This is a genomic window from Nostoc sp. XA010 (assembly GCF_020829625.1).
Taxonomy (GTDB): Bacteria; Cyanobacteriota; Cyanobacteriia; order Cyanobacteriales; family Nostocaceae; genus Nostoc.
Window position 1 is genome coordinate 17,579 of record NZ_JAIVFX010000020.1, and the last position, 12,327, is coordinate 29,905.

At 38.2% G+C, this 12,327-nt stretch carries 10 protein-coding genes; 3 read left to right on the top strand and 7 right to left on the bottom strand.

Going from position 1 to position 12,327, the window contains the following annotated elements; all coding sequences use genetic code 11:
* Positions 1-437: 437 nt before the first annotated feature.
* From LC608_RS24230 to LC608_RS24260, 7 genes are all read right to left on the bottom strand, one after another.
* Complete coding sequence (locus tag LC608_RS24230; protein WP_229556003.1) at positions 438-1,943, bottom strand: glycosyltransferase; 1,506 nt, start codon at positions 1,941-1,943, stop codon at positions 438-440.
* Positions 1,944-1,946: 3 nt separating this feature from the next.
* Positions 1,947-3,077: a DegT/DnrJ/EryC1/StrS aminotransferase family protein gene (locus LC608_RS24235; protein ID WP_229556004.1), complete on the bottom strand. Its 1,131-nt coding sequence runs from the start codon at positions 3,075-3,077 to the stop codon at positions 1,947-1,949.
* Positions 3,074-3,829, bottom strand: coding sequence for a dTDP-4-amino-4,6-dideoxyglucose formyltransferase (locus LC608_RS24240; RefSeq protein WP_229556005.1), 756 nt, complete (start codon positions 3,827-3,829; stop codon positions 3,074-3,076). Before LC608_RS24240 ends, LC608_RS24235 begins: the two co-directional genes overlap by 4 nt.
* 344 nt (positions 3,830-4,173) lie before the next feature.
* Entirely contained in the window at positions 4,174-5,484 is a 1,311-nt protein-coding gene (locus tag LC608_RS24245) for an ABC transporter ATP-binding protein (RefSeq protein ID WP_229556006.1), read from the bottom strand.
* Positions 5,485-5,856: 372 nt separating this feature from the next.
* Complete coding sequence (locus tag LC608_RS24250) at positions 5,857-7,311, bottom strand: pre-peptidase C-terminal domain-containing protein (protein WP_229556007.1); 1,455 nt, start codon at positions 7,309-7,311, stop codon at positions 5,857-5,859.
* A 248-nt stretch (positions 7,312-7,559) separates the two neighbouring features.
* A complete protein-coding gene (locus tag LC608_RS24255) occupies positions 7,560-8,405 on the bottom strand; it encodes an ABC transporter permease (protein WP_229556072.1) in 846 nt (281 codons plus the stop codon).
* A gap of 235 nt (positions 8,406-8,640) precedes the next feature.
* On the bottom strand, positions 8,641-9,459 hold the full coding sequence (locus LC608_RS24260; protein WP_229556008.1) for a Uma2 family endonuclease: 819 nt from the start codon (positions 9,457-9,459) through the stop codon (positions 8,641-8,643).
* A gap of 301 nt (positions 9,460-9,760) precedes the next feature.
* On the opposite strand from LC608_RS24260, the gene LC608_RS24265 reads away from it, so the two are divergent.
* From LC608_RS24265 to chlG, 3 genes are all read left to right on the top strand, one after another.
* Positions 9,761-9,952, top strand: a complete 192-nt coding sequence (locus tag LC608_RS24265; protein ID WP_229556009.1) for a DUF2862 domain-containing protein — start codon at positions 9,761-9,763, stop codon at positions 9,950-9,952.
* 120 nt (positions 9,953-10,072) lie between these two features.
* On the top strand, positions 10,073-11,173 hold the full coding sequence (locus LC608_RS24270) for an ArsA family ATPase (RefSeq protein ID WP_229556010.1): 1,101 nt from the start codon (positions 10,073-10,075) through the stop codon (positions 11,171-11,173).
* Positions 11,174-11,264: 91 nt separating this feature from the next.
* A complete protein-coding gene (gene chlG, locus LC608_RS24275; protein WP_229556011.1) occupies positions 11,265-12,311 on the top strand; it encodes a chlorophyll synthase ChlG in 1,047 nt (348 codons plus the stop codon).
* The last annotated feature ends 16 nt before the right edge of the window (positions 12,312-12,327 follow it).

Consider the following 12,327-nt stretch of genomic DNA (forward strand, 5'->3'; position numbering starts at 1 on the left):
TAACCGATATTCTTCACCGTATCTGTGCTTATTTTAAGTTTGAGATAACAAAAAAGATTGCTTTAAATAATATTGAGACTTAAATTAAATATCCCAACTAATCATTATAAGGAATGCAAAACAGTATATTTTATATATTGCGATTGCGCTATTAATTCGCTTATTTTATTTATATAGCACGTGTATACTATATAGAAATCGCATTTTATATAAATTTACCAGTTAAGGGCGCAGAATGTACGATAAAATTCTTTATTTTTCATCTATTGTATTGGTTTATCACAGTTTTATACACCAGTCAATAAGTCTATAAGGATTTAAAATTGCAAACACCCTGTATTTCGCTAGCAAAATTTATTAATCTTCATTGTAAGAATAGAGTATATTTTACCTGAATATGCGCTCGCAACATTTATGCACGTATTTTTGTCATCAAACTACAACAGCTTTTTTTGCTCTTCCACTTCTAAACCAAAGGCTGATTTTATTTGAAACCATACTTTCCGTAATTGCCAAAACTTACTACTCTCCATTGCTGTAATCCTAGTTTTAAGCTGTTCCAATTCAAGTTGATTATAATGCAGCTCTGACTGGCAAGATTTTAGTTCTATTTCCGTCTGTTGCAACTGAGATTGTAACTGTTCTAATTTCATTTGAGTTTGTTGGAATTGCGATTGCGAACGCTCTAGTTCTATCTCAGTGCGTTGGAATTGAGAATATGAGCACTTTAACTCTGTTTGAGTTTGTTGGAATTGCGATTGCGAACGCTCTAGTTCTATCTCAGTGCGTTGGAATTGAGAATATGAGCGCTCTAACTCTGTTTGAGTTTGTTGGAATTGCGATTGCGAACGCTCTAGTTCTATCTCAGTGCGTTGGAACTGCAATTGCGAACGCTCTAATTCTGCTTTAGCTTGTTCAAGCTCAAAATACAAATTTTCTTTACTAATAATACCATATACATCATATTGACCTGTAATTGCTATTAAATTACCAAAGTCAAAAGCATATTTTTTGAGAATTTTTTCCAATATGTTATTTTTACTATCAAGTAACTCATAAAGCTTATCTATTCCAAAACTCTGGTATGCAGGTAGACTAACTTGAACTGCTAGCAGAGCAAGTTGCAGGTAAATTGATTCTTCACCATCCTGATTGTGATTTACATCAAATCCCGCTTCAGGAAATATTTTATAAAAGTTATTCCGTACTTCTGGCAAGCAATAATTCTTTAAAATTTGCTTACACTCTATCTGATGACGAATTCTGGTTTCTGGTCTATTACCACTAGCATTAGCCTCATTTTTACGAATACGAAATTTAATTAATTCCTCTGGAATTATATGAATCTCATACTTCATGCAAAGCCTGATCCAGAAGTCAAAATCAGGTAACTGAGCAAATCTCTCATCATACTGTCCTAAATCATTGTAACATTTTTTACGAATCAATGCGCTAGGATGACATAAGCAATTACCTTTAAAGAAAAAATGATTTAACCATTCAAAACGATTGCGGTTTGGCTGGATAAAAATTTGCTTATAAAAGTGATTTTCTTGATTAAAATCATTTCCATCATCATCAATAATATGAGCATAACTAAAAACAGCACCCACATCATGATTTTCTTCCAAATAAGTAACTTGCTTTGCCAATTTGTCGGGAGCAAAAATATCATCAGAGCTTAACATTGCAATTAATTCGCCTTTTGCTTCTTTGATGCAATTGTTAGCAGCAATAGCAGCGCCCCGATTTTTAGGAAAGCAAAAAACTCTAATTCTAGGATCATTAAATCCTTTAATAATTTTTATAGTATTATCAGAAGAATAATCATCTGTAATTACTATTTCAAAGTCTTGATAGCTTTGATTTAATACACTTTGTATGGTTTCTGATATGTATTTTTCATGGTTGTAAGATGGAATAATTACTGACACTTTTGGCACAGATTAATAGCCTCTAATTTCAATCATTATTTTACAAATTTTTTCAACATCATCATCGCTTAAGCTACCATATAAAGGTAATGATAAAACCTGTTTAGCTACTTGATTGGCAACTGGCAGGTTAACGCTACTCGACGATGGCAGGTACTTGTAGCATGGGTATTCGCTACAAAGTGGATAAAAGTATTTGCGAGTAAAGACATTATATTGCTTTAATTGATTATGTAAATGGTCTCTATCGCACCCAAAAAGTTCCTGGTCAATCCTAATTACAAAATACTGGTAGCTGCTGGTAACACCCGGAATTTCTGTCAAAACAGTAATACCCGGTACGTTTTGCAGACATTTGCGATATGTCTCGACTAGTAGCTTGCGCTGCTGTCTCTCCTCTTCTATATATTCCAATACAATTAAACCTAGAGCAGCCTGAATTTCGTTCATTTTACCGTTAATACCCGGCATGACTACTTCTTCAGCATTTTTGATGCCAAAGTTTTTTAACAATTCTACTCTTGCTTTCAAGTTATTATCTTTAAATAATAGAGCGCCTCCTTCAGCTGTATGAAATAGCTTTGTAGCATGAAAGCTCATCATCGACAAGTCGCCAAAATTACCTATACCTACACCGTCAATTTCTACTCCAAACGCGTGTGCAGCATCGTATACGACTTTTAAGCCATATTTATCAGCTATTTCCTGGATTTTGACCACATCACAGGGAGTACCATAGACATGAACTCCTAGAATTGCTGTTGTTTGGGGGGTAATCATTGACTCAATCTTATTGGCATCAATATTCATCGTTTCTGGATCAATATCACAGAATATCGGCCTAATATTGTTCCAAGTCAAAACGTGGGGAGTCGCAGGGAAAGTAAAAGGAGTAGTGATGACTTCTCCAGAAAGACGTAGGCTTCGACACCCAACTACAAGTGCAATTGTGCCATTATTAAATAATGATAAATGAGGAATTTTTAGAACTTGTTCTAGTTTTTCCTCAAGCTCTAAATGTTGTTTTCCATTATTTGTCAGCCATTGACTTTGCCAAATTTCTTGAAGCTTTTGATTAAACTTATTTAAATCTGGTAGTAGGGGACGAGTAACATATATAGGCTCTTGAAAAGGAGATATCATTCTTTTACAACTTCTTCTGGTTCTAGTGTTAGCCGGATAAAAATTTTATTATTTTCGTCATCTATAAAATAAGCATTTTGATAATCACCATGTGTCAAAGCACGCAGTAAATCGATAATTTCTCTGCCAGAATATACTTTTTCTAGTTTTATTTGTCTAATTTTTTGAAAATCTTTTTTTTTATTTATATTTCCTTCTTCTTGAAGAGTGTAAGTGTGATAATCATTGTAAAGTATTTTCTCTATTGTTTCAGAGAAGATATCTAGCTCAGTATCTAATATCCGCTTATAAACAGTATCTGAAGTATCATAAGAAAATATTTCTACCTGGCGCTGAATAATTATTGAGCCGTGGTCTATTTTTTGATCCATTTCATGGATAGTCGCACCAGTTGGGAATTTATTAATAATACTAAATACATGAGGATACCAACCTCTATTATATGGATTAAAGCCTGGATGTATGTTTATACATTTGACTTTAGTAACTAGCTCTGCTGGAAAAATCTGCTTGCAGTGTGCAGATATAATTAAATCAAATTTATCAACTAAAGTTTTTATATCTTTGTTGACATCTATCTGATTACATTTAAAATCCGAGATGAAAGGTAGTTCAATATCTGTTTGTGGAGAGCAGACATAGCTAAATTCAGCATATTGATTTAAGTGTTTTTCCTCTAAAATCTCAAAGATTCTTTTTAGTAAATTACTATTATCTCCAATAATTAAATTATTTTTATAAAATAGGTTCATTTCACCTCATAGCCTCAATAATTTAAGTTTTCCATCTCTATTTTTTTTGAAAATGTGACTTACTTTTTATTTCTAAATCTAAAAAACTCTCAAAATAATATTTTTACTTTAATTTTTTACAACTGCTAAAAATATTTTTTATTAGTTGGACAACTGTCTTTTGATAGGTTATTAATTTTATTTTTATATATCCGTCCATCATGAAAAAACAATTTAGGGTGTTCTCTTCATAAGAAAGTTGTTAATATGACTTAATTGAATTACATAAGTCAGATTTAGATAAATTTAATATATAATTTTTTGTCTATTATATATAACTTCAGCATTTGATATTATCTCATGTTTTAGTACTTCAATATTTCTAGGCAGTTATCCAAATGAACGCTTCCATATAGACGTGCGTCTTTTCTTGGTGCCACACTAAACTGAACAGCTAATGGCACAAAATCGCAAAAATCTACTACAGCAATTTCAAATTGAATAGGAATTGACAATACACAGGAAACGTTATAAATACCTTGTATCAAGGTAGCTTTAAACTTCCAATCAATAATATATCTTTCTCCTTGCTTAACAGACTTGAGTGTTTTATCTTCAATTTCACTATCAGAATACACTATATCAGCACCATTCTTATCTCTAATGTGATAACCAAATACTAGCTCTTCAATATCTTCATAAATTTCAATATGCATTCTTAAAATTAAATTTTGTCCATAATCAAGGTTAGATATTTTTTCACCTTCATCATTGATGATTTGCACGTTGATAAAACTTGCTTTACCATTTTGTATTCTTTGAAAAGCTGCTCTTTTTAAAAAATCTAAGTTATTAATAAAAGAATGTTTATCACTTTCAACTAATAATTCTGAATCAATTAAATCATTCTTGAGTTTATCTTGCTTAAGAATAACTTGCTCACTTTCAACCTTCATAGAAAAATACTTTTCTACTACTTGGTTAGCTGAACCATAAGTTATTAGCTCTCCATGACTCAATAAAATTGCTTGACGACAAAGACTTTTAACAGCGCCAACATCATGGCTTACAAACAGCACTGTTACGCCAGTATCCATCATCTGCTTCATGCGCGTCATGCACTTTGCCTGAAAGAACATATCTCCTACAGACAATGCCTCATCCACAATTAGAATATCTGGATCGACATGAATTGCTGAAGCAAAAGCCAGTCGTACATACATACCACTAGAATAGCTTTTAACCGGCTGTTCGATAAAGTCTCCAATATCAGCAAAAGCTGCAACCTTCTCAAAGCGCTCATCTACATCCTGGCGAGAAAGGCCCATGATTGCACCATTCATATACACATTTTCTCGCCCAGTGAATTCTGGATTAAAGCCAGCACCCAACTCTAGCAGTGCTGCAACTCTTCCATTAACTTGTATTTCTCCACTTGTCGGCGTTAAAGTACTACAAATCATCTGTAGAAGCGTAGACTTACCCGCACCGTTGCGCCCGATAATGCCCATAGTCTGGGCTTTACTCACATCGAAAGAGACATCCCGCAGCGCCCAAAACTCTTGAGCGTAACTTTTTCCCGGCAGTAAAATTTCTTTTAGTCTGTCTACAGGACGAGCATAACGTTTAAAGCACTTTGAAACATTTTTCAACGAAATTGCAAGTTCTTCACCCATGTCTTTGCGCTTTCTCCTCAATACACCCAAACTACTTTAGGGAAACTTGTCCTAGTGATAGCTGCCATTGTGCCAGAATTTTTGACTAGACAAAAGTCAATGGCATCACATTGACATAGCAAAAAGTACCACTTCCAGCTTAAAGTATCAAGCAGTATGGTACTAAAATATGAACACCTCTATTGTTTTCTCTAACTATGCTGTTGGCTGTTGTCTGTTTTTTTAGTACATTCAGTCAGTTGCCGAAATTTTTGCTACTAAGCTAGCTACTTGAATATCGCATTAATGCTAAAAAGTCAAAAGCGATCGCCTTAATCAGCAATTACTTTTGACTATATACATCACAACCCAGAGTAGCCTTGGTGAAAGTAGTTAAGCAGTAGTTGCGTTCAGTGTGTAAACAGTGTTACTACTAAAACCCTGAATGCGGATATAGTAAGTACCAGGATTTAAGCTAAGGTTTGATATTGAATCTGTGTTAGTGCCACTTTGCATTGATGATCTGATAATACTGCCATTGGAATTAAGTAGAAACAAATCTGCATCTGCCGTCGATGGAGATAGTGATGCACTTAACGAAAGATTCTCATCCACAATAAACTTATAGTAGTCATTTGTATCACTACCGCCTACAGTATCTCGAAAAACACCGGATGACTGGGGTACATTCAATCCCTCCAGAGGAAGAGCACTACTGAGGGTATTACTAGCGTCTAGAATGGAACTACTAGCTACTACTAAATTGTAATCAGAAGATGCGTCATTCACGCCTGGATAGACTTGGATGTAGTATGTACCAGGATTTAAGGCATAGTAAGTAACTCCATCACCAGTATTATTAAAACTTGAAGAAGTCAGGAGCGGATTACCATTAGCATCAAGCAGCGACAGGTCTAAGTCTGCATCTAAAAAACCAACTCCTGCACTGATACTGCGAACATCAGTTAGGGTAAAACAATAATAATCAATAGTGTCACTACCACCTATAAATCCATTAAAAATAGTACCGTTATCATCCTGATTCCCCAAGTTAAGAGCAGTATTTAATGAGTTACCCGGATCTGGTGTACCAGACCGTTCATCACTGAACGCCCCATAATTCACCCAGTGCTGGAACAATTGACGATTAGTTGTCAAGCCTGCGTTTCTTAAATCTGAATAAGTATTGCGGTAATAATTGACATCAAAAGCCGGAGTAAATCTACGTCCTTCATTCAGTCCGAAGGTTTGTAAATGCCCAAAAGCACGATAGCCATCGCCTCCAAAGGCTTGATTTACATCGCTATTGTTAGACAAATAGTAGTTGATATCAACAAAGGGTGAAAAACTGCGTCCTTCTCTGACACCAGAAATTACCAGATGCTCCAGTGCTTTAGCGCGATTATCCCCAAAGGCTTGTTTCAAATCGGGATTCACCTGTAAATAATAATCGTTTAAGTCATAAATAAATGGTGAAAATTCACGTCCCTCATTGACACCTAAGCCTCGCGCATGTTCATAAGCTCGTTCCCGATTACCGCCAAAGGCTTGCTTCACATCGGGGTTAACATCTAAATAAAAATTGACATCGAAAAACTGAGAAAATTGGCGTCCTTCTGCTACACCAAATTTTCCTAAATGCTCGTAGGCTTGACGGTTGTTAAAAGAAGCCAAATCGCTGTTACTGGAGCGATAGAAGTTAAGATCGGCAAAAGCACTAAAAGCCCGTCCTTCATCTATACCAAAGTTTTGAAAGTGTGAAACCAACTGTGCATCTGTTAAACCTGCTCTAGCTAAGTCAGCGTTAGCAATACGGTAGAAACTGGCATCAAATAAGTTAACAGCCATAAATTTCTTGGGGGTTAGAGATGAATTGGCACTACACCCATTCCTGTTGGTTTAAATTTACAAAGACAAAAGCAGGAGCAGGCATTGCGTGCTACTCAGTATAATCTCAACTAATTAAAACTAGCAAGCAAGTTATACTAAAAAAATACATAATTTTACGTAGGAAATTTTTCTTGTTATTCAAGGATAATCCTGACAACCAATAAAGTAACTTGCAACTTGCCGCGTGCTTAACTTTTCCTATTAAGTTACAATACATCTGCAAATGCCGGACGTAAGCGTCGATAACACCATAATCCACCGCAAAACATTGCCAGCGCAATTAGTGAAGCAACTCCCAACTCACCCCAATGCTTTACCTCTCCCACTAAAACTATGTCACGATAGACTTCTGCGATCGCTGTCATCGGATTTAACCAAAATACCCATCCCCGCCATTCCTCTGGAATAGCTGAGGCTGGATAAATAATTGGTGTCAAATACATCCAAATATTCAAAATTACTGTCAATGTCTGAGGTATATCTCGCAAAAATACTGTCACACCAGCCGTTAAATAACCTAATCCGGCTGTCATCAATAATTGCGGTATCCACACCAACGGCAATAATGCCAAGGTAGTGTGTAGAGTATGAGAACTGATCGCCACAAAAAAAATCAATACTATTAAACCAAAGGAACTCTCGATAAAAGTTGATAAAATTGGCACTAGTGGTAACAATCCTAAAGGAAACACCACTTTTTTGACTAAATTTGGCTGTCCAATTACAGAACTAGCAGCCTGACTCAAACCACCACTAAAAGCAATCCAAGGTAATAATCCCGCAAATAGCCACAAACCAAAGGTGAAGTTATTTTCTGGTAAGGTTTTGATGCTCAACTTCACCTTCAACACAACCGAAAACACATAAGTGTAAATCAGTAATTGTGATAGCTGATTTAGCAAAGGCCACAAATTGCCTAAAACAGAACCTTTATAGCGCGCCTCTAAATCCCGACGTACCAAAGTTCTCAGCAAGTCAAACTTTGCCCAAAACCGTTCATTTATCGGCAGTCTGCGCCTTAGACTCCCTGCTTTACGTGCAAATACTCGCATTGTTTGTAACAATTACTGCTTCCTCGCTCAATACTTAAACACCAAATTTTTCTCTATAAAGCTTTGTAGCTATGAAAGTACTTTTGTGTTCTTTGAAGAATAATCATTACCAGAAAATAGTACCTAAATTGTCTTGGCGATTATACAATGAATCTGCTATTACTAAGTATATTTTTACTACAAATCTAAATTCTGTCGCAACGCTGCTTTCTTTGTTAAAGATGCGAGTTTTGGCTTAACTTAAACTATCTGGGTCAATTCCTTGTGATCGCAAATACTCTGCCAATCGCTCTGCTCGTTGATATTCTTGTTCAGCCCGTTGATATTCTTGTTCAGCCCGTTGACGTTCTTGTTCAGCCCGTTGGCGCTCTTGTTCAGCCCGTTGACGTTCTTGTTCAGCTTTTTCTCCTCGCGTTGGTACCCAACCTGCTGCATTATACCAACGCAACCACAAACCTGCTGTCTCCTGATAAGAACCTTGCCAAAGACCCAATCCTAGTTCTAACTCTTCTAGCCATAAGCGGTTCTCTGGTAAAGATATTGCCTCGTAACGAGTGCCTATGAGTTGAAAGGCACGCAAACGATTTTCATAGCGATCGTAGGCAACATAGTAGGGAACCCGCAAAATGCGTTCATATACTTCCCATTTTGTTGGGGGTCGGTTGACCTCTCGCAGTGTTTTTCCTAAGTCTTCTTGTTCTGTACCTGGTGAAAGTAATTCAACTATTAAAAATGGAACAACTCCCTCTTGCCAAATGACGTAACTTAAGCGTAGGTCTTGCTGTTGGCTAGCACTAGGTAGTCCTAAAACCATGTACCAATCAGGACGCTTGTACCACAGAGTATGGCGGGGGTCGTAGTAAAGATTCAAATCGCTAGCAAGTAAAATTTCCTCAGATGGATAAGTTAGAGGCTGACAAGTCTCACTGAGCAAATCCGCTTGAATACGGTGAAATTCATCTGGCAAACCTGATTCCCCTACTAATTCACTGGGTAAATCATACATCGTAGGCATGGTTTCTTGTGGCGGACGGGGTGGATCTGTTTGATACATGACTACTACCTTTGTTGCTTAACTAAAGCTATCTGGGTTAACTCCTAACAATGGCAAATGTTCCGCCAACCGTTGCTTGCAAAAGCAGCTATTATTGTTCCAACAGCAATTGCGCTTCTGATGCCTGTTGCTGTGCCTCAACAGCTACCCGTTACGCCGCAATAGCCTGTTTGGTTGTTGATTTAATTTTAAGCTGTTAAGTCGTTATTCTCCCTTATCTCCCCTTCTTTGCTGAATTTGTGAGAGCTGAGTCACGGATTCCGCTACACTGAGACTTGGTTTATTTGAATTGTAATCAGGCATGGAAATCGGACAAAAGGTTAAAGTCTTTCGCTTGCGCGATCGCGTTTCTGCCCCTGTTGTCAAAAAACTAGGGCAAGTGGGTATCATCCAAGGCTACAAAGTGACCGATGGTGCTGGAATTGGTGTAGTGGTGCTGTTTGACGACAATTCTTCTACTTGGTTTTTTGAAGATGAAATTAAACCTGTGTAGTTGTAAAGAACTCAGAAGCGGGTTTTTCTTGGCATGTGAAGTTTAAAGCACAGGCTGAGATTCTTTGTTGAGTGCTAAGTTGGAGTTGAAAAGACCGGCGGTGAAAATAGGAATCAAGTAATGGCTCTAATATTGACATTTTTGGGCAAAGGCGGCACCGCTCGTACCAAAATTGCGATCGCCGCCGCCAAATTATTGGCAAGTCAAGGCAAGCGCGTACTTCTAGCAGGACAAGCAGAACCAACATTATCAATTTTGCTGGGTACTCCCATTGCTGCCGATCCCCAGGAAATCGCTCCCAATTTGCAAGTAGTCCAGTTTCAAGCATCTGTACTACTAGAACGCAACTGGGACGAAGTGAAGAAACTTGAGGCGCAATATCTCCGCACGCCCATATTCAAAGACGTTTTTGGTCAAGAACTGGTAGTATTGCCGGGGATGGACAACGCCCTCGCCCTGAATGCTATCCGCGAATATGATGCTAGTGGCAAATATGATGCGATCGTTTACGATGGCACGGGTGACTCTTTAACGTTGCGGATGTTGGGTTTGCCAGAATCTATCAGTTGGTATATCCGGCGATTTCGGCAATTATTTGTCAACTCCGATTTGGGGAAGACGATTACTGAATCGCCCTTGATTCAACCGTTGATTAGCAGCTTTTTCAATGTCAACTGGACAGCAGATAACTTTGCAGGTCCGACTAACCAAGTCAATAATTTCTTAGAAAAGGGGAGAGCCGCTCTTGCTGATCCCAAGCGTCTTGCTGCTTTCTTAGTTACCACAGGAGATCCCATTGAGGTAGCAAATGCTCGTTATTTGTGGGGTAGTGCTCAACAAATCGGTTTAACTGTAGGCGGTGTTCTACTTGTGTCTACTGAGGCAAATGCCAACCTGTCGCAGGAATTTATCCCCCTACCTGTGAGCGTTGTTCCCGACTCGTCAACAGGTGACTGGCAACCACTAATAGACGCATTACCCAACTTTGAAGCACAAGCTCTACAGGCTCCCAAACCAATTGAAATAGATATCCACAATCGTCAAGTACGCTTATTTTTGCCAAGTTTTGACAAAAAGCAAGTCAAACTCACCCAATATGGCCCAGAAGTCACGGTAGAAGCAGGAGATCAGCGACGAAATATTCCCTTACCTCCGGCTCTCAGTGGCAGACCCGTTGCTGGAGCAAAGTTTCAGAATAATTATTTGATAATTTCGTTTTAATTTAGTTAGGAGTTAGGAGTGAAGAGTTAGGAATAAAACAATAATTCATAACTTTTAACTCCTAACTCCTCACTCTAAAAAAATACGCTTTATGTCAGAATCAACTCCCATTACCCCAGACCCTAACCCAGCTGAGGCACTAGACTCAGTGGCAAATAATCCCAGCGAAAAAGCGATTGCATCTGCCGAGCGCAGTGCGAAAACTAGGCAACTGCTAGGGATGAAAGGTGCTGCCTCCGGGGAAACTTCAATTTGGAAAATTCGTTTACAGCTAATGAAGCCGATTACCTGGATTCCCCTAATTTGGGGCGTAGTCTGTGGTGCGGCTTCTTCTGGTAACTATACTTGGACACTGGAAAATGTGTTGAAGGTAGCAACCTGTATGTTACTGGCTGGGCCATTGATGACAGGTTACACTCAAATCCTCAATGATTACTACGATCGCGAAATCGATGCCATCAATGAACCCTATCGCCCAATTCCCTCTGGGGCAATTCCCCTACCCCAGGTAATTATTCAAATTTGGGTATTACTAATTGCTGGTATTGCTTTGGCATTTGCGCTGGATGTGTGGTCTGGTCATGAATTCCCGACAATTACAGCGATCGCGATCATCGGTTCTTTCATTGCCTACATTTATTCTGCACCTCCTCTGAAACTCAAGCAAAACGGTTGGCTAGGTAGCTACGCCTTGGGTGCAAGCTATATCACCCTACCTTGGTCTACAGGACACGCTTTGTTTGGCGATCTCAATTCCACAATCGTAATTTTGACAATGTTCTACAGCTTGGCTGGATTGGGTATTGCCATTGTCAATGATTTTAAGAGTGTAGAAGGCGATCGCCAGCTAGGATTACAGTCACTACCCGTAATGTTTGGCATCACTACTGCGGCATGGATTTGTGTAGTAACTATTGATGTATTTCAAGGATTGATCGCAGCTTATCTCGTCAGCATCCATGAGAATTTGTATGCAACAATACTAATACTCTTAATCATTCCGCAAATCACATTACAGGATATGTATTTCCTGCGTGACCCCGTGAAGAATGATGTTAAATACCAAGCCAGCGCCCAACCATTCCTTGTTCTAGGAATGCTCGTCACTGGTTTAGCGCTGGGTCATGCTGGCATTTAAATGATACTTCCATAGT

Coding starts and splice junctions, on each gene's coding strand:
- LC608_RS24255 (WP_229556072.1), bottom strand. CDS start 8,405: ATGCGAGTATTTGCACGTAAAGCAGGGAGTCTAAGGCGCAGACTGCCG.
- LC608_RS24245 (WP_229556006.1), bottom strand. CDS start 5,484: ATGGGTGAAGAACTTGCAATTTCGTTGAAAAATGTTTCAAAGTGCTTT.
- LC608_RS24240 (WP_229556005.1), bottom strand. CDS start 3,829: ATGAACCTATTTTATAAAAATAATTTAATTATTGGAGATAATAGTAAT.
- chlG (WP_229556011.1), top strand. CDS start 11,265: ATGTCAGAATCAACTCCCATTACCCCAGACCCTAACCCAGCTGAGGCA.
- LC608_RS24235 (WP_229556004.1), bottom strand. CDS start 3,077: ATGATATCTCCTTTTCAAGAGCCTATATATGTTACTCGTCCCCTACTA.
- LC608_RS24260 (WP_229556008.1), bottom strand. CDS start 9,459: ATGTATCAAACAGATCCACCCCGTCCGCCACAAGAAACCATGCCTACG.
- LC608_RS24265 (WP_229556009.1), top strand. CDS start 9,761: ATGGAAATCGGACAAAAGGTTAAAGTCTTTCGCTTGCGCGATCGCGTT.
- LC608_RS24250 (WP_229556007.1), bottom strand. CDS start 7,311: ATGGCTGTTAACTTATTTGATGCCAGTTTCTACCGTATTGCTAACGCT.
- LC608_RS24270 (WP_229556010.1), top strand. CDS start 10,073: ATGGCTCTAATATTGACATTTTTGGGCAAAGGCGGCACCGCTCGTACC.